The sequence below is a fragment of the Corynebacterium intestinale genome, assembly GCF_023574125.1.
GTDB lineage: Bacteria > Actinomycetota > Actinomycetes > Mycobacteriales > Mycobacteriaceae > Corynebacterium > Corynebacterium hesseae.
Window position 1 is genome coordinate 150,766 of record NZ_JAMKFF010000005.1, and the last position, 22,359, is coordinate 173,124.

At 59.2% G+C, this 22,359-nt stretch carries 14 protein-coding genes; 12 read left to right on the forward strand and 2 right to left on the reverse strand.

What is annotated here, in order from left to right; genetic code table 11:
* The first annotated feature begins 114 nt into the window (after nucleotides 1-114).
* The 9 genes from M5J06_RS07510 to M5J06_RS07550 all read left to right on the forward strand — a co-directional run bounded on the left by M5J06_RS07510 (nucleotide 115) and on the right by M5J06_RS07550 (nucleotide 11,762).
* The gene (locus M5J06_RS07510) at nucleotides 115-1,509 is read left to right on the forward strand and encodes a TetR/AcrR family transcriptional regulator (protein WP_070532094.1); all 1,395 of its coding nucleotides are present in this window, start codon (nucleotides 115-117) and stop codon (nucleotides 1,507-1,509) included.
* Between the two features lie 313 nt (nucleotides 1,510-1,822).
* Nucleotides 1,823-4,384 (forward strand): ATP-dependent chaperone ClpB, encoded by a 2,562-nt coding sequence (clpB, locus tag M5J06_RS07515; RefSeq protein ID WP_070683618.1) that lies wholly within the window; start codon nucleotides 1,823-1,825, stop codon nucleotides 4,382-4,384.
* 85 nt (nucleotides 4,385-4,469) lie between these two features.
* Nucleotides 4,470-5,321 (forward strand): sulfurtransferase, encoded by an 852-nt coding sequence (locus M5J06_RS07520; protein WP_250224342.1) that lies wholly within the window; start codon nucleotides 4,470-4,472, stop codon nucleotides 5,319-5,321.
* 61 nt (nucleotides 5,322-5,382) lie between these two features.
* Nucleotides 5,383-6,606, forward strand: a complete 1,224-nt coding sequence (locus M5J06_RS07525) for a TtfA family protein (protein ID WP_250224343.1) — start codon at nucleotides 5,383-5,385, stop codon at nucleotides 6,604-6,606.
* Nucleotides 6,607-6,715: 109 nt separating this feature from the next.
* A complete protein-coding gene (gene pyrE / locus M5J06_RS07530) occupies nucleotides 6,716-7,261 on the forward strand; it encodes an orotate phosphoribosyltransferase (protein ID WP_070523611.1) in 546 nt (181 codons plus the stop codon).
* The gene (locus tag M5J06_RS07535) at nucleotides 7,254-7,928 is read left to right on the forward strand and encodes a TrmH family RNA methyltransferase (protein ID WP_070523608.1); all 675 of its coding nucleotides are present in this window, start codon (nucleotides 7,254-7,256) and stop codon (nucleotides 7,926-7,928) included. Before pyrE ends, M5J06_RS07535 begins: the two co-directional genes overlap by 8 nt.
* Nucleotides 7,929-7,990: 62 nt before the next feature.
* Entirely contained in the window at nucleotides 7,991-9,187 is a 1,197-nt protein-coding gene (locus M5J06_RS07540; RefSeq protein WP_250224344.1) for a glycoside hydrolase family 76 protein, read from the forward strand.
* 184 nt (nucleotides 9,188-9,371) lie between these two features.
* Entirely contained in the window at nucleotides 9,372-10,406 is a 1,035-nt protein-coding gene (gene fbaA, locus M5J06_RS07545; protein WP_070523601.1) for a class II fructose-bisphosphate aldolase, read from the forward strand.
* Nucleotides 10,407-10,541: 135 nt separating this feature from the next.
* Nucleotides 10,542-11,762: an FUSC family protein gene (locus M5J06_RS07550; protein WP_070564041.1), complete on the forward strand. Its 1,221-nt coding sequence runs from the start codon at nucleotides 10,542-10,544 to the stop codon at nucleotides 11,760-11,762.
* Between the two features lie 42 nt (nucleotides 11,763-11,804).
* On the opposite strand, the gene M5J06_RS07555 is transcribed toward M5J06_RS07550, so the two are convergent.
* Both M5J06_RS07555 and M5J06_RS07560 read right to left on the reverse strand, forming a co-directional pair.
* Nucleotides 11,805-12,896, reverse strand: a complete 1,092-nt coding sequence (locus M5J06_RS07555; RefSeq protein WP_250224345.1) for an Abi family protein — start codon at nucleotides 12,894-12,896, stop codon at nucleotides 11,805-11,807.
* Between the two features lie 222 nt (nucleotides 12,897-13,118).
* Nucleotides 13,119-14,048 carry a hypothetical protein gene (locus tag M5J06_RS07560; protein ID WP_250224346.1) on the reverse strand — a complete coding sequence of 310 codons (930 nt, stop codon included), beginning with the start codon at nucleotides 14,046-14,048 and terminating at the stop codon, nucleotides 13,119-13,121.
* A gap of 176 nt (nucleotides 14,049-14,224) precedes the next feature.
* Here M5J06_RS07560 and M5J06_RS12520 point away from each other — a divergent pair, with 176 nt between their 5' ends.
* The 3 genes from M5J06_RS12520 (at nucleotide 14,225) to M5J06_RS07575 (ending at nucleotide 22,023) form a co-directional block, all read left to right on the forward strand.
* Nucleotides 14,225-15,319, forward strand: a complete 1,095-nt coding sequence (locus M5J06_RS12520) for a hypothetical protein (RefSeq protein ID WP_250224347.1) — start codon at nucleotides 14,225-14,227, stop codon at nucleotides 15,317-15,319.
* Between the two features lie 119 nt (nucleotides 15,320-15,438).
* Nucleotides 15,439-16,731 carry an adenylosuccinate synthase gene (locus tag M5J06_RS07570; RefSeq protein WP_070523587.1) on the forward strand — a complete coding sequence of 431 codons (1,293 nt, stop codon included), beginning with the start codon at nucleotides 15,439-15,441 and terminating at the stop codon, nucleotides 16,729-16,731.
* Nucleotides 16,732-17,286: 555 nt separating this feature from the next.
* A complete protein-coding gene (locus M5J06_RS07575) occupies nucleotides 17,287-22,023 on the forward strand; it encodes a YPDG domain-containing protein (RefSeq protein ID WP_250224348.1) in 4,737 nt (1,578 codons plus the stop codon).
* Nucleotides 22,024-22,359 lie beyond the last annotated feature (336 nt).

Here is a 22,359-nt window from a genome sequence, read left to right on the forward strand (position 1 = left end):
TTGAACACATTGCTCTTTAACTGAAGATAGGGGTAAAATTAAGGAGTTATTAGCGTGGCGCTCGCCCAGTGTCTACCTTTCTTCCTCTATGTGAGCGCAAACTTAGGAAGCCGTATGCATTTTCTTTATGAAGACTCACTTCGTGAGCGTGTACTCGAGTCTGCGCTTCATATCGGAGCTGCGGAGGGAGATGAGGCCATCTCCGTCGAATCCGTGGCCAAGCTGGCGGAGCTTAGTGCTGCTCAGGTGCTTGCGGAGTTTCCTGACCGCGAGGCCATCGTGCGGGCGATCCCCGAATATGTGACTGACCGCAAGGTCAAGTTTCTTGAGGAAACGCTCGATGCGGCCCCAGGCTACGCCGATCTTTTTACCAAACTGACAACTTTTACTGAGGCCTATTACGAGTACGCCGAGCGTGAGCCGGAGCTGTTTCGCTACCTCTTTGAAAAGAAGGCCTATGTCTTCGAGGACGAATGGCAGGCTCTCTTGCAGGGCAATTTGTCCTATAACCGGACCTTGGACCTGATCTATGAAACCATCGCGCTCATCGCGACGGAGGAAAAAATCCAGGTTGGAAGCGATGTGTGTTTCGAATCGGTGGCAAAGCTCAGCGTTGCTACCTTGGCCACTGTTCATGGCATGGCACACCTCAGTGTTCTCGGCGTACTGCGGCACCAACACTCGGTGGTGCGGCGCTTCAACCTGCGCGAGGTATGCAAGGCGCTCATCGGAACGCTGTTCAAGGCGGCGGAGTCGCTAGAAATGTCGAGCCTGCGTGATCCTATGCAGGATTACCGTGCGATGCTCGCCGGCTTTGTTCCGGACCGCGATCCAGCTCTCGATATCTCTGCGATTGAGGATTTACAGAAGCTTCCTGCGGAACGCGCGCGCATGGCCGTCATGGAACGCGCTATCCAGCTGGCGGCGCGCGACGGGCTGAAGGCAGTGACCATCGAGAACGTGGCCGAGTACTTCGAGGTCTCCGATGTGTTCATTGCTTCGTTGGTGGACAATGACTTCGTGCTGCGTGAATCCGTGGATCAGGAAACCGACTGTGAGCTGGAAGCCCGCAGCCTCTACCTCCTAGAGCAGCTGCCGGAGGATGCATCGGCCGTCGACAAGCTCCTGTGCGTAGCGGTGGCCTACTTCGATTACGCGGTGACCTACCCCGAACGTTATAGCGCCTGCATCGCCGCTGCCTCTGGGTCCGTGGTGCCGCTGAGTGCGGATGGCGAGGAACAGACCAAGATGGGTGTGTCCTTCGCATTGTTGATGCGTTTTGCCCGCGAAGCGCTGCGGGAGGCCGGGTACGAACCGGAGGATCGCCTGGTTTATATCAAGAACTTCACCCTGTGGGCCGGTGCTGACGGCATGTGCCACCTAGCTTCTATGGGTGAGTTCCGTGGTATCGACCTCGAGGAAAAGTGGTCCATCTATTACTTTGTGACGGGCGTGGTCCTAGCGACCTTTGCCTACGATCTTCCCGGCAAGCAGCCGCAGACTATCTAGCCCGTTTAATCGTAGATAAACGTAGATAAACACCGGCTCTTCCGTTCTGCTGAATCCAGCAGGGCAGAGGGGTCGGTTTTCTTGTGCCCACGGCGTGCCAGGATAGGCGGTGTGTCAATATAGGCACGCCATTACAGAGGGAAAAGAAAACTTGAGCGTGTGCCGATCAACCTGGAGTAGAAGCGGGTTTTTAAAAAAGTTCTAGTTGAGTGGAACAGACTCAAGTTCTGTGGCGTTATAGACAGTGAAGCTTCCTTCGCCACTGTTGTCGCGGGAAGGTTTGGACAAACAGTAGAAACGGAGAAACACAACAATGAGTTCTTTTAACCCCACCACTAAAACTCAGGAGGCCCTGCAGCAAGCGCTGCAGACGGCCTCCGCCAACGGTAACCCGGACATCCGCCCGGCACACCTCTTAGCAGCCATCCTCGCGCAGCAGGACGGCATCGCCGCCCCGGTGCTCAAAGCCACCGGCGTGGATCCGGAGACGGTGCTGAAGGAGGCGCGCCAGCTTATCGACGCCCTCCCAAAGGCCGAGGGCGCCAACATGGCGAACCCGAACTTTAACCGCGACGCCCTCAACGTCTTGACCCGCGCTCAGGAGCTGGCGGGCGAGCTCGGTGATGAGTTCGTCTCCACCGAGGTTCTGCTCGCCGCTATTGCGGGCTCCAAGTCGGATGCCGCCGAGCTGCTGACCTCCCGCGGTGCCACCTATGACGCACTCAAGGGCGCTTTCCCCTCCGTGCGCGGCGCGGCCAAGGTGACCTCGGAGAACCCCGAGGAGCAGTTCCAGGCACTGGAGAAGTACGCCACTGACTTAACCGCCCGCGCCCGCGAGGGCAAGATTGACCCGGTCATCGGCCGCGATCAGGAGATCCGCCGCGTGGTCCAGGTTCTTAGCCGCCGCACGAAGAATAACCCGGTGCTCATCGGTGAGCCCGGCGTGGGTAAGACCGCCATCGTGGAGGGCCTGGCCCGCCGCATCGTGGCGGGTGACGTCCCGGAATCCCTCAAGGGAAAGACCCTGCTGAGCTTGGACCTCGGCTCCATGGTCGCCGGCGCGAAGTACCGCGGCGAGTTCGAGGAGCGCCTCAAGGCCGTGCTCGATGAGATTAAGGCTTCCGATGGGCAGATCATCACCTTCATCGATGAGCTGCACACCATTGTCGGCGCCGGTGCCACCGGTGAAGGCTCCATGGATGCCGGCAACATGATTAAGCCCATGCTGGCCCGCGGCGAGCTCCGCCTGGTCGGTGCTACCACTCTCGACGAGTACCGCAAGTACATCGAGAAGGACGCCGCCCTGGAGCGCCGCTTCCAGCAGGTCTACGCCGCTGAGCCTTCCGTGGAGGACACCATCGGTATCCTCCGTGGACTCAAGGAGCGCTACGAGGTGCACCACGGCGTGCGCATCCAGGACTCAGCCCTGGTCTCTGCCGCGGAGCTCTCGCACCGCTACATCACCAACCGCTTCCTGCCGGATAAGGCCATCGACTTGGTCGATGAGGCCGGCTCTCGCCTGCGCATGGAGATTGACTCCTCCCCGCAGGAGATCGATGAGCTGGAGCGCATCGTCCGCCGCCTCGAAATTGAGGAGCTGGCCCTAAAGAAGGAGTCGGACGCCGCCTCGAAGGACCGCCTGGCAGCCCTTCAGCAGGAGCTGGCCGATGAGCGCGAGAAGCTCGGCGAGCTCAAGGCCCGCTGGGCCAATGAGAAGAAGGCCATCGATGACGTGCAGACCATCAAGGAACAGCTGGAGGATCTGCGCCGCCAGGCCGAGATTGCGGAGCGCGATGGTGACCTAGCCCTGGCCTCCGAGATCAATTACGGCAAGATGCCACCGCTGGAGAAGGAGCTGGCTGCGGCCGAGGAGAAGGCGAAGCAGCAGCACAACACCATGCTCACTGAGGAGGTCACTCCGGATACCATCGCGGAGGTCGTCTCCGCTTGGACAGGCATCCCGGCCGGAAAGATGCTGCAGGGTGAGACCGAGAAGCTGCTCAACATGGAGGCCGTGTTGGGTGAGCGCGTGGTGGGCCAGAAGGAGGCCGTCACCGCGGTCTCTGACGCCGTGCGCCGCGCGCGTGCCGGTGTGGCTGACCCGAACCGCCCGACCGGTTCCTTCCTCTTCCTGGGCCCGACCGGCGTGGGTAAGACGGAGCTGGCGAAGGCTCTGGCGGACTTCCTCTTTGACGATGAATCCGCCATGGTCCGCATCGACATGTCCGAGTTCGGTGAGAAGCATTCCGTGGCCCGCCTCGTCGGTGCCCCTCCGGGATACGTTGGCTACGACGCCGGCGGCCAGCTCACCGAGGCGGTGCGACGCCGCCCGTACACGCTGGTGCTTTTCGACGAAGTCGAGAAGGCCCACCCGGACGTCTTCGACGTGCTGCTCCAGGTGCTCGATGAGGGCCGCCTGACCGATGGCCAGGGCCGTACCGTGGACTTCCGCAACACGGTCATCATCCTGACCTCGAACCTGGGTGCCGGCGGCACCAAGGAAGAGGTCATGGAGGCGGTCAAGCGCAGCTTCAAGCCGGAGTTCATCAACCGTCTCGATGATGTCGTGATGTTTGAGCCGCTGACTTCGGATTTGCTCACCGGCATCGTGGACATCCAGCTCAAGGGCTTGGCCGAGCGCCTGTCCGGCCGCCGCCTGACGCTGAACGTGTCCGACGCCGCCAAGCTGTGGCTGGCGGAGCGCGGCTACGACCCGGCCTACGGTGCCCGCCCGCTGCGCCGCCTGATCCAGCAGGCCATCGGCGACCAGCTGGCCAAGAAGCTCTTGGCCGGTGACATCGTGGACGGCGATACCGTGCACGTTGACGTTGCCGACGGCGGCGAGCACCTCGACCTGGCTGCCCGCACCGCGTAATCCGCCGACTAAGCGGTGAGCACGATAAGTGCTCACCGCGCTCACCGGTCGCCAGCACCCGCTCATGCCCCTATGATCTGGGGGCATGAGCATTTTGATCTCCCCTCACGAGCTGAGTGAGAAGATTTACCGCGGTGACAAGACGACCATCCTCGCTTCCCTCTGGGCTCCAGGGGAAGGCGAGGCCTTCAATCTTTTTTCTTCCCTTCACATTCCAACCGCCCAGTACGCGGACGCCGCGTCAGCCTTCGTGGGCCTGCCGGGCTCCAAGGTCGGGCGCAACCCACTCCCACAGGCCGAGAAGATTCAAGAGTGGATCGATCACTGGGGCCTGCGTGAGGATAGCGAGGTCGTGGTCTACGACGAAGGCCGCGGCCTCTTCGCCGGCCGCGCGTGGTGGACGCTGCGCTGGGCGGGCATCCAGAATGTCCGCATTCTCGACGGCGGCCTGTCCAACTGGCGCGCCCAGGCGATGCCCACGCTCACCGGTCCGGGCAACCTGGGCATGACCTCGAACCTTAAAGGGAAGCCGGGCTCGATGCCCACGGCCACCATCGATGAGGTCAAGGAGCACAAGGGCCTGCTTCTCGACGTTCGCACGCGCAATCGCTTCGCCGGCCGCCGCGAGAACCTCGACTTGAAGGCCGGCCATATCCCGGGCGCGGTCAACCTGCCCGAGCGTCTGTTCCACACGAAGGACATCACCGTGTGGAAGTCCAAGGAAGAAATCCTGGAAATCCTTGATCAGCACGGCGTGACCAAGGAGAACGTGGACGGCGCCATCATCTACTCCGGTTCCGGCAACCACTCCGCGCTCACCATTGCCGTTCTGGAGCACGTGGGCTTTACCGGCCTGCGCCACTTCGTTGGCGGCTGGTCACAGTGGTCGGCCAACCCGGCCAATCCCGTGGAGCGCGGCGACCGCGACCACGTCTAGAATCCTCGCGTGACCAGCGTGCCAGCGCCTATCGGGAGCGCCGGGCGATTAGAGTCGGTCAATGATGCCTTTCGTACTCTTATCCCTCGCCGCCCTCGCGCTCGCGGCTGGTCTCATCGTGCTCTGGTTGGATCAGCGCCAGCGTGCCGCACACTCCGCCGGTGACGCAGCAACCGACACCGTCACCGATACTGACGCCTCTGCCGACGTTATTGCCACCGATTCCGCCGACGGCGCAGCCGATGCCGTGGCCCCTGAAGCCGCCGAGCCCGAGGCCGAACCTGTACACGCCGAAGAACCCGAGCCCACAGTAGAGCCCGCCATCGCAACCGAGCCGGAAACCACCCCAGAGCCTGAGGCAGAGCCGGCCGTAGAAGCAAGCGCAGAACCGGCACCAGCGCACAGCTTTGCCGAGCGCGCAGAGCGCGCCAGGCACCTCGTGCCGGGCAGCGCCCGCCGCGAGCGCAAGGCCTTTGGCCAGCAGCGCGGCTGGGAATACATCAAGCACGATTCCTACTTGGCCGATGAGTGGACCCGCGGCGCCGCCGCCCGCGGCCAGGAACCCCGGGATATCGTGGCCGGAAGCGTCCGCGGCCATGAGACGCTGCTCTTCGACATGGGCTCAATCCCCGTCATGGCCATGCGCACCGGCGCGGCCTCCGACATTGTTGTGGATTTCCGCCGAGCAGGCGAGGAAGCGGAGAACCATTCTGAGGATCTGGTGTACGTGCGTGAGGAGGAAGGCTTCGAGGTCTTCGCCACCGACGCCGGCGTGGGACAGCGCCTCATCGATGCCCGCGTCACCGACGCGCTGAGCCGCCTTCCCGCCGAGGTGACCGCCGTGTGGATGGAGGGGGAGTGGGCGCTTGCCCAGACCACCCGGCAGGCGCGCAGCGCAGAGTGGGAAGAGCTGCTCGAGCCACTGGCCACGCTCGCCGATTCCGCCCGCGTGCTCCCACCGCGCTCCGAGGCTGCCCAAGTGCTGCGCGTTGATGAGCTCGACCCGAGCCGCGATATCCCGGAGCCCCCGCAACCGGAGCCGACCGGGCCCACGGCAGTTCCGGATCGTGATGATTCCCTCGACACCCCGACCATCCAGCGCCCCACCGAGCCGGTGGTCATGCCGAGCCGCACCACCAGCGAAGCCCGCGGCACCATCGACCATTCCAGCTTGGGTGCGGACGAGGTGGACGCGATTGCCGACGGCCACGAACACCCCGCCCCCGAAAATAACCAGGCTCGCCTCCCACGCCGTTTCGACGGCGGCTCCTCCATCTTCGACTAGGCCTGCCATCCCGGCACCAGCACTAGTCGCGGGCAACCGTGCGGCAAGAGGGTAAACTACAGGGCGGATTTTTCAAGGCTATAAAGCCACAGATTTTAAGGAGCGAGCGATGAGCCTGGATCAGCAGAAGAAGCAACGCCTAGCAGAGCTGGTGAAGGAGCTGGCCGTCGTCCACGGCAAAGTCACGTTGTCCTCCGGCAAGGAGGCCGATTACTACGTGGACCTGCGCCGCGCCACCCTGCAGCACGAGGCCTCGCGGCTTATCGGCGCGCTGCTGCGTGAGCTCACCGCCGACTGGGATTACGCCGCCGCCGGCGGTCTGACCATGGGCGCGGACCCGGTCGGGTTGGCCATCATGCACGCTGACGGTCGCGATATCGATGCCTTCGTCGTCCGCAAGGAAGCCAAGAAGCACGGCATGCAGCGCCAGATCGAGGGCTTTAACGTTGAGGGCCAGAAGGTGCTCGTCGTCGAGGACACCACCACGACCGGCAACTCCCCACTGACCGCGGTGAAGGCGCTGCGCAAGGCGGGCGCTGAGGTCGTCGGCGTGGCCACCGTGGTGGATCGCAACACCGGCGCTGGCGATGCCATCGCCGCCGAGGGCTTGGAGTACCGCTACCTGTTGGGTCTTGAGGACCTCGGCCTTGCCTAAGCCTGAGGACGAAGCGGAAGCCAAGGGCCCTACCGAATGGAATGAGGGCCGCCACGGCGTCGGCCCTTGGGAGGGCCCGATCCCGCAGGGCCCGGAGGCGGAGAAGTACGATCCCGAGCTGCTCGCGGAAGGGGATCGTCGCAACGTCGTCGACGCCTACCGCTACTGGACGCGCGAGGCGATCCGGGAGGACATCGATAAGCGCCGGCACGCCCTGCACATCGCCATCGAGAACTTCGAGAACGATTCCAACATCGGCACCGTGGTGCGCACCGCCAACGCCTTTGCTGTCGACACCGTCCACATCGTGGGCCGGCGCCGCTGGAACCGGCGCGGCGCCATGGTGACTGACAGGTACCAGCACCTCATGCACCACGCGAACGTCAGCGATCTGATGGCCTGGGCCGCCGACCAAGGCCTCACCGTCGTGGCCATCGATAACACCCCCGGGTGCGTTCCACTGGAGACCGCGGAATTGCCCGAGCGCTGCCTGCTCCTCTTCGGGCAGGAGGGGCCCGGGGTGAGCCCGGAGGCACAAGATGCGGCGCTGATGACCTGTTCCATCGCGCAATTTGGTTCGACTCGCTCCATCAACGCGGGCGTGGCCGCAGGCATCGCCATGCATGCGTGGATTCGCCAGCATGCGGATTTATCAAAAGCTTGGTGAGATCCCGCGCACTGTGTTTACATCTAGGTAACGAATTCACATTTAAGAATGATGAGACAACAGTGTTAGAGAAATGGTCCCACCGCGCTGACCTCGCGGAGACAGCCATCAATGAGCGCCACGCGCAAGCCGTGTGGGGCTTGCCTCGTACCAACCTTGCCGTGGTGAGTTGGCCACCCACCACCAAAGAATCGCTCTTTGTGCACTGGCATTATTGGTGGCAGGCGCACTATTTGGACTGTCTTGTCGACGCCGCCTTGCGCAAGAACACCAAGGCCCGCCGCGCGCGCATTTCCGATACCATCCGCGGCATCCACGTGCGCAACCTCCGCGCGCTGACGAAGAACCGCTACTACGACGACAAGGCCTGGATGGCCCTGGCTATTTCCCGTGCCGGTGAACTGAAGAAGCAGCGCCCCTACAAGAAGTTGGGCACCCTGCAGCACAACATCCGCGATGGCATCGATTCCCAGGTGGGCGTGCTGCCGTGGCGCGAGGGCGAGACCTTCCTCAACGTTCCTTCCAACGGGCCGGGCGCTATCATGCTCGCCCGCATGGGGCGCGTGGATGAGGCCCGCCACATCGTGGACTGGATCTACGATCACCTCATCGATGACGATGGCTTCGTCATGGACGGCATCCGCATGCGCATGGACGGGCAGGAAATCGTCCGCAATATCCACCCCTACTGCCAGGGCGTGGTGCTCGGTGCTTGCTTGGAGATTGTGCTGGCGCTGCGGAAGCAGACGGGCCTGCGCTCCGTGGAGGACATCGACACCGTTCATGAGGCCGAGCTCGCCGCGGACATGATGGACTACACCACCCGGATCCGCGGCCTCGTCCAGGCGGTGGCCACGGGAATGGCGACGTATACGGGTGTCATTGATTGGCAGACTGGCGACGGCGACGGTGGCCTCTTCAAAGGCATCCTTGCCCGCTACCTGGCTGACGTGGCGGTGCGCCTGCCGGGTGATTCCCCGGCTAACCGCGCGACGAAGAAGTTGGCCGCGCGGCTGGTGACGGCCTCGGCGGAATCCGTGTGGGAACACCGCCTTGAGGTGGATGGTCTGCCCATTTTCGGCTCCGACTGGACCGCGGATGCGAAGCTGCCCCACAATTACGGTTTTGGGCCTTCCTCCTTGGGCCAAAAGGTGGGCATTATCCGCGTGGCTGAGCGCGATTTGTCCGTTCAATTGTCCGGTTGGATGTTGTTGGAAGCCTGCACCCGAATTGTGAAGTACAAGTCAGAATCCGCCTGACGGCAGAATATGCCCAGCTCAAAGGGCTGTTTGAGCCCGTGGGAGCCGGGGTTTAAGTGAGGTCACACCGCTTCTCGCGGCGGAAAACCACAATAACAGGCATACTTGGATGTTGGAACGTGTTGTTTCGCTGGATGTGGGACGGCACGGCTTACTGCACAGCAACTCCAAAGGATGGAATTTCATGCCTATTGCAACCCCTGAGGTTTATAACCAGATGCTGGATACCGCCAAGAAGGGCGGCTTCGCATTCCCGGCAATTAACTGCACCTCCTCCGAAACCATCAACGCCGCACTCCGCGGCTTCGCCGAGGCTGAGTCCGACGGCATCATCCAGTTCTCCACCGGCGGCGCCGAGTTCGGTTCCGGCCTGTCCGTGAAGAACAAGGTTGCCGGCGCCAAGGCACTGGCTGCCTTCGCTCACGAGGCTGCAAAGCACTACGGCATTAACGTTGCGCTGCACACTGACCACTGCCAGAAGGAAGTCCTGGATGAGTACGTGCGCCCGCTGATCGCCTTCTCCCAGGAGCGCGTTGACCGCGGCGAGCTTCCGCTCTTCCAGTCCCACATGTGGGATGGCTCCGCTATCCCGATCGATGAGAACCTCGTGATTGCCCAGGAGCTCCTCGAGAAGGCCCACAACGCCAACATCATCCTCGAGGTTGAGATTGGCGTCGTCGGCGGTGAAGAGGACGGTGTTCAGGCCAAGGCTGGCGCAAACCTCTACACCTCCCCGGAGGACTTCGAGAAGACCGTCGATGCCCTCGGCACCGGCGAGAAGGGCCGCTACCTGCTGGCCGCTACCTTCGGCAACGTCCACGGCGTCTACAAGCCGGGCAACGTGAAGCTGCGCCCGGAGGTCCTGGATGAGGGCCAGAAGACCGTCGTGAAGAAGCTCGGCCTGGAAGAAGGCTCCCAGCCCTTCGACTTCGTCTTCCACGGCGGCTCCGGCTCCGAGAAGGAGAAGATTGAGCAGGCTCTGGGCTACGGCGTTGTCAAGATGAACGTGGACACCGACACCCAGTACGCCTTCACCAACCCGGTTGCCCGCCACATGTTTGCTAACTACGACGGCGTCTTCAAGATCGACGGCGAGGTTGGTAACAAGAAGGTCTACGACCCGCGCTCCTACATGAAGAAGGCTGAGCAGGGCATGGCTGACCGCGTGGTTGAGGCCTGCACCGACCTGCACTCCGTGGGCAAGACCGTTTCTAAGTAAACCAACGCCCAGCTGACGCCGGCTCCTCCTGGACGCCGTGCTGATTCAGCACATCTCAACAAGCCACCCCTCACCCTTGAGGGGTGGCTTTTGCATCCCCAACCCCATCAGCAGAACGCGTAAAATACCGGAATCATGGAAGCGCAAGAGTCATCGTCGAATTCGTCACCGGGAGCCAAACGCGTCCGCAGGACTACCCGCGAGCAGCTGCGGTTGGTGGATAAATCTCTGAAGTCGCGCTTCACGCGCATTCGCAACCGACTGGTGTTCATGATTCAGAGCACCCTCGGTGCCGGTTTGGCGTTCTATGTTGCGCATGACTTTTTCGGCCACGAGCAGCCCTTCTTTGCCCCGATGGCCGTCATCATCATCCTCGGCCTTTCGGGAAGTGACCGCCTCAAGCGCGCCGTCGACATGTCTATCGGCGGCATCGTGGGCGTGCTGGTGGGCACGCTGCTTGTCGACGCCCTCGGGACCGGCCCCATCCACATGACCATCATCATCGGTCTGGCGCTGGTGATCGGCTCCTTCGTCACGGGCTCGCAGCTGGTGAGCAACCAGATCGTCATCGCCGCCATCCTTATCGCCACCATTCTTCCGCCGGAAGAAATGGGCGGGCTCTCCCGCGCCATCGACGCCATCATCGGCGCGGTTATCGGCCTCACGATGATCGTGCTGATTCCCTCCTCACCCCTGCGGGCGGGCCGTTCGGAAGTCTCGAAGGTCCTGGGCATTACGGCCTCGGTCCTCTCCGATGTCTCCAGGGGCCTTGCGGACAATGATCCAGAAACCATCATGGAGGCCCGCGATGCCGTGCGCGGCACGCAGGACGACATCAACAACATGCTCAACGCCACCAAAGGCGGCGCGGAGACCGCAAAGCTCTCGCCCTTCCTGTGGAGCTCGCAGCGCAACGTCCGCTCACTGGAGCGTATCCTCACACCGGTCGATAACGTGGTCCGCGGCACCCGCGTGCTGTCCCGCCGCGCCCTCGTGCTCGCCGAGGACGGCGACCAGGCCACAGCCGAGCAAGTGGAGCTTATCGACGAGCTAGCCGAAATCACGATGGAGCTCTCTGACCTCTATACCCACCAAACTGCGCATGAGCGCCGCGTGGATGAGGCGCATGCTATTCCGGAGATAGTCAAACGCCTGCGCCAGTTGGCTGCGCGCTGTTCGATGGACGTCGCCGGCGAGGAAGCAGTGCTCTCCGCTTATGCTGTGCTGGCCCAGACCCGTTCCGTCATCGTGGACCTGCTCATGGTGTGCGGCATGTCGCGTGAGTCCGCCGTGGCGCAGCTGGTGCCCACCTCGAAGCACCCGGCCTACCCGCCGGAGGTGCGGGAAGAGGACTAGGGCTTGAGACTCGGGCAGTGAGAATTTTGGAGGCAATTCGAGCTATTTGCTCGGTGAGGGTAAATCAGAAGTGACCCTGGCGGCCAATAGCGAACTGCTTTGAAAGTACCGAGGTCTTTTCACAAATGCGGAGCCACGACCGCTAGCCTCGTGCACGATGTCCTGCTTTTCAGCGGTAGTGAGAGTTGAGGGATGCTTAGACCCACTGAGGTGATAAACTTTGTACGTATTCTCTGGAGGGTAGCTCTTAACGAATGGATTAGAGAGTGCGTAGCTCATAATTTTCCCGAGACGTTGTTCCTCGGGGTCGGATGATTTCTTAAGCGCATCTGAAGTCTTTTTATTCCAGCTAGAAGCGATTTCAATGTCTAAGACCTTTGGAAAGATTCCGACGATTCTCTGGCTGAAGTAGAAACCGATGTAGTCCACTTGTGCAAGAGGCGTAGAGGCTTCCAGGATGACGGCACCTACCCTTTGATAAAAGGTGAAAAGAGAATTGTCGGCATGCCCCAAGATGGCGGTGTTGAGTTTTGGCGTGCGTTGAGCAGCCAGCTTGGTAACACGTTCGAGGTTTTCTAGCCATAGCCTTGCATCTTGGTCTATCCAACTGGCGAGCCTAAGAATTTTCTTTAGTTCTACGGTTGGATCCACGTTGAGAAGTGAGTCCTGATGCGCACACCGGTTTCGAAGGATATTGAGGTCTGTCAACAGGGCTGCAACTATCTTCCTGTTACCTTGGCCTGGGAATGCGTTTCGAAGGTATTTTCTCCAGATTTCCTCATTGGCATCGGATTTCGTGGAAAGAAGTGAAGCCCAGTACCCCATGTTCAGATGCGCGATGATGTCGTCTTTGGTGACAGGACGCTTGTACTTCTTAGCTAGCTTCGTTGATAGCGCTGAAATATCGAAAGAATCTTGGTTCCAGCCGAAGTCAAATGGGTGAGCGTCGGCAAGTGAATCGCTCATAGCGTTTCGAAGCAAGACTTCTGTGTGATGAATTACTTCAGACAGCGCAGCTGCGATTTGCGCGTTGAGTTCATAGAGCTTCCATGCCTCTTCCGCCGTGCCGCATTCTTCGAGGTATGGGGCGAATCTGGCATCAGATACCCAAGAAATTTTGTGCGTTAGTGGCATGGGCTTGTTCTTTCGGGAGCTGAGAGTGGTAGAGTCTTCCGCAGACCGCCTAGGTGCATTGCACAATGCGCATGCGGTGAGGATTCGGTTTCGAGCCTAGTGCCGAAAAGGTAATGCTGGCCGAATCCTCCTTTCGTTTTACCTTCGCCGCGAGAATCGTGCTGGTTTTCCCGGATAGTGGCGCTGTAGTTGAGTGCGGTTGCTCGGAGGCGAGGAAGAGGATTAGGGCCGCACTATCTGTAGGTCCCGCAGGTGACGGTAGAACGTCACGCGCTTGACCGGCCTCTTGGCGCGGACTCCATCGACGCTGACGCTGAGCGCCGGTCCCCCTGCCTGCACCGCCCGGCCCTGCACGACGCTGGCGGGGTCCAGTTGCCCTGGCTGGACAGGCTTGCGCAGGCGCGCGAAGAACCCACGGCGTGGTGCTACGTCCGCCTCAAAACTTGTCACCGCCTTCGCCGCCACGATGCCCGGCGCATCCGTCATCGGCACGAGCTTGGCACCGAAGACATCCTTCTCGCGGTCCGCGCGCAGCAGCACGGCATCGTCAACGATGATCTCACCAGTGATCTCCTCGTTTGACCACTCAGCAATCGTTGCCGAACCCGCCACGGCGAGGCCCGCATCATTGCGGATGAGCGGCACTGGGTTGACGGGTGCGGTCATGGCAAAGGAGAGCGCCTCCTCCATCACTGTTCCTTGGTCGCCGAGACCCTGGCGGCCCTGGCCCGTTTCGCTAGCTTTTAAGCCCCAATTCATCGCCGCGGTGGAGTGCTCCCCAGTTGGAACGTAGCCCACCTCGGCCCACAGGTAATCCGCCCGCATCATGCGAGTGAGCACGGCGCTCAGTGCGGCATCGCTGCCAATGACCACAATGCGCAGTGGCTCACGCAGGAACGGTGCCTGGGGCGCTGGCCCTGGTGCGCCGAGGTGGCTCACGTCTGGCTGTGCGGCAATCTCATCCAGCGAAGGAGTGGGATCCTCCGGGAGAATCTCGCTGGCCAGGGCATCAATAGCCTTCAACTCTTGCCGGCTGGGAACCTCTGCGAAGCGGAAGTGCTCGACGCGCATTCCGCGCTGTGAGGCCTCGACGAGGGCAGTGGTATGGGCGTCGGTGAAGTGGCCGCCGCAGTCTACAAGCGCACAGATCATACAAGAAGCATAGAAGCGTGGAAAGAGCTTCGCTAAAACACGCCATGCGCGGCGTGCAGACAGTGGAGCTTTCCCCAGAAAAGTAGTGCACATCACAATACGCCAGTAGGCTCCAAGGCAACGCCCAACTTCTTAGCAATCAATTCTTAAGCCCCTAACAGCCGGAGGTAAGCACCATGTCCACTCGCATGACAACTCTTGCACTTGTATCCACCGCCGGGCTCCTGATGAGCTCGTGCAGCCTCATCGGCGGTGCACTGACGGAAGCCGAGGAGCCAGCATTCACCGAGGCTGCCGCCGAGTCCACGGCGAGTTCGGCGGCGCCTACTTCGTCGAAGGCCACGTCGACATCGAGTAGCACGTCCTCCTCTAGCGCCAACGCTGACTGCGACGAGAAGAAAGAACTCGAGGACACCGAGTTAAGCAAGGTCCTCGAGAATAAAGAAGCCTACGTGAAAGGCTCGACTGAAAAACTTGAAGACGTGAGCGTCAGCGAAGATGAATACGACGCTTGCAAGTTCCTCAGCTACGCGGTGCTGGAGGGCGAGTTTGATGGGGAGGACGTCAAGGTTCCTGTCTTCTTCGTCAACGGTGAGGTCTATGACGAGGATGCCCTCTACATCACGTCAACGTCCTTCGAGGTGGAGGAAGACGGCGAAGGCTACACTTTTGAGTCCAAGACTGAAGGCGACGTCGTTGGCGTCGAAGGAAAGGCATACAAACGCCCAGGAACCGAGGCGCCGTCCATGGAAACCTCCTTCGACGGCGTGGATTCGGACATCTTCTTCATCGACGTGGATTCGGAACCAACCGAGTCCGCGGATTTGGCTAAGGATGAAGAAGACCTCCGCGGCGAAGAGCTCTTCACCATCTCCGCCGATGGCTGGAACATGGTCTGCGGCATCATTGAAGAAAACAACGCCATTGATTGTGCGCATGGCGACGGCGGGACTTGGTCCATCAAAGGTGGTAAGACCCCAATGCCGGAGGGTATGGAATTCAACCTGGTGACCTTCCTGCCTCTAGAGGGCAGTACTGAGTTCACTCAGTATGACGATGAAATCCCAACTAACGGCACAAAGATCGAGGGCAACGGGCTCTACCGAATCGGCATCGGTGATGTTGAAGCCCAAATCGCTGTTGTCGATGACGGCATCATCGTCAGCACCCCGGACAAGTCGCGGTTGATGTTTACCAATGACACCATCTACTTCGATGAGGAGGGCTCAGGCGACGGCAGCACCGACGATGAAAACACCGAAAACGTCTAGCCCACCCGTACCGACACCGCATCAATTCCTGATGACCATGTCACAAACCCACCGTCGTACCGCCATGCCGGGTAAAGTAGGTGCGTATTTGACTTCAATAAATAGGAAGTGACACCAACATGGCAGCGATCGTCATCGTCGGCGCCCAGTGGGGCGATGAAGGCAAGGGCAAGGCTACCGACATCCTCGGCGGCAAGGTCGATTACGTAGTGAAGCCCAACGGCGGTAACAATGCCGGCCACACCGTCGTGGTCGGCGGCGAGAAGTATGAGCTGAAGCTCCTTCCCGCCGGCATTCTTTCTGAAAACGCCACCCCGGTCCTGGGCAACGGCGTGGTCATTAACTTGGAGGCCCTGTTCGATGAGATCGATGGCCTCGAAGCCCGCGGCGCTAACGCTTCGCGCCTCAAGATTTCCGCCAACGCGCACCTCGTGGCGCCCTACCACCAGACCCTGGACCGCGTGCAGGAGCGCTTCTTGGGCAAGCGCGCTATCGGTACCACCGGCCGTGGCATCGGCCCTGTCTACGCCGACAAGGTTGCGCGCATCGGCATCCGCGTGCAGGACATTTTTGATGAGTCCATCCTGCGCCAGAAGGTCGAGTCCGCCTTGGACATTAAGAACCAGATGCTGGTGAAGATGTACAACCGCAAGGCCATCGATCCGGAGCAGGTTGTGGAGTACTTCCTGAGCTACCGCGATCGTCTGCGCCCGATGGTTATTGAGGCCGAACTTGAGTTGAACCAAGCCCTGGATGCTGGCAAGCACGTCCTCATGGAAGGCGGCCAGGCGACCATGCTGGATGTTGACCACGGAACCTACCCCTTTGTGACCTCCTCGAACCCGTCGGCCGGCGGTGCTTCGGTCGGTTCCGGCATCGGGCCTACCCGCATTAAGACCTCCCTGGGCATCATCAAGGCCTACACCACCCGCGTGGGCGCTGGTCCTTTCCCCACTGAGCTCTTTGACAAGTGGGGCGAGTACCTGCAGACCACCGGCGGCGAAATCGGCGTCAACACCGGCCGCAAGCGCCGCTGCGGTTGGTACGACTCCGTGGTGGCTCGCTACGCCACCCGCGTCAACGGTTTCACGGACTACTTCCTGACCAAGCTGGACGTGCTCACCGGCATTGGTGAGATCCCCATCTGCGTGGCTTATGACGTCGACGGCAAGCGCTACGACGAGATGCCGCTGACCCAGTCTGAGTTCCACCACGCTGAGCCCATCTTTGAGACCATGCCGGCTTGGGACGAGGACATCACTGACTGCAAGACTTTTGAGGATCTCCCGCAGAAGGCGCAGGATTACGTCCTGCGTCTGGAGGAACTCTCCGGCTGCCGCATTTCCTACATTGGTGTCGGCCCTGGCCGTGACCAGACCATCGTGCGCCACGACGTCATGCAGGACCAGTAAGTCACCAGCCAGTCCAAGACGAACGAACCTCAGGCGCCGCCTAACCGCGATGGTGCCGCGCAACAACCGCCCAACTTCTCCCGTGTCAGGGAGGAGCGGGGCGGTTTCGCGTTTCTATGAGGATATTTGTGTGTTCACTATGCCCTGCTTGGCGACGCCCCATCCAACCCCTCCCTAGCATCTCACTGTCCAAAACACCCCCTTTGGGCGTAAATTCCTGAGAAAATGTTACTAGTGTTACAATGTGATTTATTTAACACCATGTGAGATTTATCGCGCTTGCGCGGAAAGGGGCAGGTGGGAGTGAATTTCTGTCGCACTGTTGATAGCAATTGGCGTTTATGAAGTTTTCAGCTAGCCGTACGGTTTCTTTAACTCGTGAACAGAGATAACATAGAAAAAGAGTTTGTTCATACACCCCTGGAACCTCTGACCTTCATTCAGGGAGAAATAGTTGAGCGGCTCTCGGTTGCGTAAGCCGGTTTTGCCCCTTACGCGGTCACGTTTCCCTAGCGTGATCAATTCTTTCAAGTCTTAAGGAAAGGACTTCTTGCCATGAACAAGAAGGAAATAAAGCGTACTGCTGTACGCCGCCGCGGCACTACCATTGCTGCCGCTGCGCTCTCTATTGCTATGGTGGGCCCCTTCGTCCACGCAGTAACTCCCGCATCCTCTTTCGCCGCTGTTGCTAACGCGCAGGAAACCCAGCCTGCTGCCGATGCTCCGGCTTCGACTGGAAAAGCAATTAATGCCGATGCAATCGACCTTGGGTACATCACAGATGGTGGTCAATACGGCAAAATTAAAGACCAGAGCGGTGCCGACGGATACATTGGCCACGCCTATCAGTCTGGTGGTGCTAATTACCAGAATGCTCAGAGCAACCTCAAGGCTCACGTGCCGGAAGGCACTGAGGTGCTAATGCAGTGGATTGATAGTGACGGCGCCGTGAGCCCGATTTATTCGGCAAAGACGCATACATTGCCGGCTGGCAGTAATTCGGCCGGAGCGGGTGCTGGTACTTTTGCGTTTGCTCCTGGTTCGTGGGTTGATGTGAATGGAAAGAAGCATACCTACAGCATTTCTAAGAAGGCCCGAGTTTGGGTTGCCGAAGGTCAAACTGGTTTGAGCGGCGGAGAGCTTCGCCAACTCTACAATTTCCCTGGTCGGTACCCTGGCTTCACTAAGCCTTCGAACGATGCAAATGGTGCCGTGAGTGCAGCTGGATATCTTCAGTTTGCGGGCCTTTTCACCTACGAAGAGCCAGTCGACTATATGACCGCAGACAAGAATGATTCACAGAAGTGGATTGACTACTCCACGGATGAGCAGAAGAAGCGAATTCCGGTGGAGCCTGGCTACACTAAGGATAAGCCTAGCTACCTGCGATACGTCGAGGGGCGTGCATGGCTTGAAGCTCAGGAAACTGCGGGCCAGATCCAATCTCCGAACTCAGCTGGTGAGCACTTCGTTGAGGGCTACAAGGTTGTTACCACGCTGTTGACACCGGATGGTATTCAAGCGGTCAAGGCCTTTAAGGATAAGGACGTTGACGAGCGTGCAAAGTTGACGAAGGATTTGTTCTCTGTAAAGGAGAATCGCGACAAGTTCATTGCGGCAACGATTGTAGCTGAGACGAACGAGGACGGTTTTTACCGTGCATATGTCCCACAAGATGTGGAGATGACTCGTGAGACTCTAGAGAACATCTACCAGTACGTTGAGAATCCGGATGGAACTGTTCACCCTGCGTATAACCCGTGGGGCGTAAATGTATTCCAGCACCCGCGTCAGTCGATGACGAACTTCTCGAATAACCCAAGTCTCCAGCAGCCTCTGCCGACCAACCCGGACCGTAACTTGGCTTATAACGTTCACCAGCCGCTGGCAGTGAACTTTGTGGATGAAATCGAGATCACCAAACTTGATGGTGAGGATGCTGGCGAGGTTGCGCTGCCAGGCCAGAAGGCAGACATTGACGTATCACGAGTCTTTGATCCTCGTAACCCCGTACGCGTGGTATGGCGCGATGAGAAGGGCAACGAACTCAAGACCTGTGAGGATGTGAAGACCATTGAGGAAGCAAATGCTTGCAGCTTTGACATTCCTGCTGACATGGATTCGCAGACACTTCGTGTGGAGCTCGAGGTTAATGGCCGTGTAACTGCGTCCGACTCCATTGCTGTCTTGAATAAGAAGGTTGAACCGGGCTCTGTTGGTGACAAGTACGAGCAGAAAGTTCCGCAAAACCTTCCGGAAGGTGTGACTTCTAAGTTTGCAGCCAAGGAGCTGCCGGATGGTTTGACGATGGCTGAGGATGGTACTTTGTCTGGTACTCCGACGAAGTCGGGTACCTTCCAAGTGCCGGTCACTGAGACAATCACTGTGCCTGCAGACAAGGAAGGTGAAAAACCTCAGGTCGTCGAGCGGAAGTACAACCTGCCGGTAACGATCACGGATGCTCCTCTAGAGGCGGGCGTAGTCGACAAGGACTATGGCCCTATTGATGTTGCCCAAGCGATTGAAGGCTTGCCGGAAGGCGTAACTCCAACCAATATTAAGGTCGAAGGATTGCCGGAAGGCCTGAAGTTTGAAGATGGCAAGATTACCGGCAAGCCGACTGCAGCCACTGCGGACGACGTTAAAGACAACGTCAAGATCACCTATGATTGGCAAAAGCAGAAGGTTGATGAGCAAGGAAAGCCTGCTGTCGACGAGGCAGGCAACCCAGTGCTTGAGACCGTACGTGAGGGCCACACTGATAAAGTGACTCTGAAGGTTTCAGAGAAGCTTGAGGCAAAGGATAACGAGACCTTTGAGCCTGGTTACAAGCCTGGTGAGGGTAAGCCTGGTGATGATGTCAAGGTTGATGCTCCGACGTTCAAGGACAACGAGGGTAACGACACCGAGACTCCGGACGCCACGTATGCTCCGGATGAGTCTGAGGACAAGGCTCCGAAGTACACCGATAAGAACGGTGAGGAGAAGCCGCTGCCGGAGGACAATGTAAAGGTTGATCCGAACACCGGTGAGGTCACCGTTAAGGTTCCGACGGATGCCAAGCCTGGTGAGAAGATCACTGTCCCGGTTGTTGTGACCTACCCGGATAAGTCCACCGATACTGTTGATGTCACTGTCACGGTGACTGAGGATACGGTGGTACCTGGTGATTCTTCCGTGAGCGTTGATGCTGTGCCGGATACCAAGGTTCAGCGTGGCGAGAAGGTGTCTATCCCGGTTAAGTCCACTGAGGGTTCTGAGGTTTCGGTTACTGGTTTGCCGGAGTTCTTGGAGTACAACCCGGAGACTAAGGCCATTGAGGGTGAGGTTCCTGCGGATGCTGACTTGACTTCTTACGATGTTGAGGTCAAGGCCACTAAGGATGGCAAGGAAGCTACGGATGAGTTCAAGCTCACCGTGACCGAGCACATGATCGCTGATCCGGATACTGATGGTGATGGCATCCCGGATTCTGAGGACACCGATGATGACAATGATGGTGTCAACGATAAGGATGAAGAGGCTGCCGGAACTGATCCGAAGAACCCGGATTCTGATGGTGATGGCGTCAACGATGGTGATGAAGACACCGACGGTGACGGTAAGCCGAACAAGGAAGAGTCTGATGCTGACTCCGACAAGGTCACCGATAAGGACAAGGATGGCATCCCGGATATCATCGACAAGGATGATGAGGATGGTCCGGAAGGCGACAAGGATGGCGACGGCATCAAGAACTCTGAGGACCCGGATGCTGATGGCGACGGTGTGTCCAATGATGATGAGAAGGAAGCTGGCCTTGATCCGCTGAACCCGGATACTGATGGTGACGGCATCAATGATGGTGACGAGGACACCGACGGTGACGGTAAGAAGAACAAAGATGAGTCTGAGGTTCCGGAGGGCTCGGTTGAAGACAAGGACGGCGACGGCCTTGGCGATACCGGTGTTACCGATAAGGATCCGGAGGACGGCGAGGCTGACATCACTGATGGCCCGTTGACCAACGACACCGATAACGACGGCATCCCGGATGCCGTTGACCCGGATATCGATGGTGATGGCGTCAACAACTCTGATGAGAAGGCTGCCGGTACCGATCCGTATAACCCGGATACCGATGGTGATGGCATCAATGATGGTGACGAGGACGCTGACGGTGATGGCAAGTCCAACAAGGATGAGTCTGACCCGACCGTTGATAAGTCCAAGGACTCTGATGGCGATGGCATCCCGGACATCATCGACCGTGATGACGAGGACGGCCCGAAGGGTGACAAGGATGGCGACGGCATCATCAACTCTGAGGACCCGGATGCTGATGGCGACGGTGTGTCCAATGATGATGAGAAGGCTGCTGGTCTTGATCCGCTGAACCCAGACACCGATGGTGACGGCACCAATGATGGTGACGAGGACACCGACGGTGACGGCAAGTCCAACAAGGATGAGTCTGAGGTTCCGGAGGGCTCGGTTAAGGACGAGGACGGCGACGGCCTTGGTGATACCGGTATTACCGACAAGAACGGCAACAATGTTGCTGACCTAGTCGAGAAGGGCTCCTCGGACGTGCAGCCGGGCGATGATAAGACCACGGTTGATGATTCTGGTGTGAAGCCGGTTAAGCCTACCGATAAGCAGCAGGACACCGGTGTCAAGGTCACGAACCCGGATAAGGACACCAAGGTTTCTGCTACCGATGAGGATGGCACTAAGATTCCGGCCGAGATTGACAAGGACGGCAACGTTGTTGTTACTCCGGGTAAGGATGTTGATGGTCCGATCACGGTAGTTGTTGAGGATCCGGATCTGGACGGTGGCAAGGTCAAGGTCGAGGTTCCGGTTGAGGGCCACGAGAAGGGCGTTGACGACAACAAGAAGCCGGGCAAGGATGACTCTGGCAAGCCGGATGATTCTTCTGATTGGGATGGTTCTTCGAACCTGTCTCAGCGTTGCATCAACACTGGTTTGGGTGTTGGTATCCCGCTGCTGTTCCTGATTCCGGTTGGTCTGGCTTCCCAGATGAATATTCCGGGTCTGAAGGATTTTGTTGCTCCGATTAACAAGCAGATTCAGAATCTGAATACTCAGCTGCAGAAGCAGGCTGGTGTGTTCAATGGTCCGCTGGCTGGCAAGGTTGCTGGTATCGATGCGCAGCTGAAGCGTTTCGGTGTTGACCACCAGCAGGCTGCTGGCGCTGTGGCTCTGATTGCTGCTGGTGCTCTGGCTATCGGTCTTATCGCTGATGCTTGTGCACCGGGTGCAGGTTCTTCCAACGGTTCCTCCAAGTAAGAGAGACACTGACGCATACCGAGGGCCAGTCGGCCCTTAGAGGCCGGCTGACACATAGAAGGTCAGTCTAAAGACCAAAGCCCCCTTTTCCACCGTTTCCCTGCGGTGGAAAAGGGGGCTTTGGTGATCCTGGAGCAAGGGCGTGTTGTGCGCTGGTGCTCGTGTGGGGGAACGGTGAGATTGAGTAGGTGGGGGTTTGGGGGGACGTCGCCATGTTCAGAAGACTGAAATGGTAGCGGTGTGGTGAGTATCTGGTAGCGCCTGAGTGAGTATCCGGTAGCGGTGTCTTACTCAGGCGTTGTTGGTGGTTATGTGTTGGTGGTGAGGCGCATGTTT

Bases quoted from the DNA above. Each gene is read 5' to 3' on its own strand.
- pyrE (WP_070523611.1), top strand. From the start codon at position 6,716: ATGAGCCTGGATCAGCAGAAGAAGCAACGCCTAGCAGAGCTGGTGAAG.
- fbaA (WP_070523601.1), top strand. From the start codon at position 9,372: ATGCCTATTGCAACCCCTGAGGTTTATAACCAGATGCTGGATACCGCC.
- M5J06_RS07510 (WP_070532094.1), top strand. From the start codon at position 115: ATGCATTTTCTTTATGAAGACTCACTTCGTGAGCGTGTACTCGAGTCT.
- M5J06_RS07525 (WP_250224343.1), top strand. From the start codon at position 5,383: ATGATGCCTTTCGTACTCTTATCCCTCGCCGCCCTCGCGCTCGCGGCT.
- M5J06_RS07520 (WP_250224342.1), top strand. From the start codon at position 4,470: ATGAGCATTTTGATCTCCCCTCACGAGCTGAGTGAGAAGATTTACCGC.
- M5J06_RS07555 (WP_250224345.1), bottom strand. From the start codon at position 12,896: ATGCCACTAACGCACAAAATTTCTTGGGTATCTGATGCCAGATTCGCC.
- M5J06_RS07570 (WP_070523587.1), top strand. From the start codon at position 15,439: ATGGCAGCGATCGTCATCGTCGGCGCCCAGTGGGGCGATGAAGGCAAG.
- M5J06_RS07560 (WP_250224346.1), bottom strand. From the start codon at position 14,048: ATGATCTGTGCGCTTGTAGACTGCGGCGGCCACTTCACCGACGCCCAT.
- M5J06_RS07575 (WP_250224348.1), top strand. From the start codon at position 17,287: ATGAACAAGAAGGAAATAAAGCGTACTGCTGTACGCCGCCGCGGCACT.
- M5J06_RS07550 (WP_070564041.1), top strand. From the start codon at position 10,542: ATGGAAGCGCAAGAGTCATCGTCGAATTCGTCACCGGGAGCCAAACGC.
- clpB (WP_070683618.1), top strand. From the start codon at position 1,823: ATGAGTTCTTTTAACCCCACCACTAAAACTCAGGAGGCCCTGCAGCAA.
- M5J06_RS12520 (WP_250224347.1), top strand. From the start codon at position 14,225: ATGTCCACTCGCATGACAACTCTTGCACTTGTATCCACCGCCGGGCTC.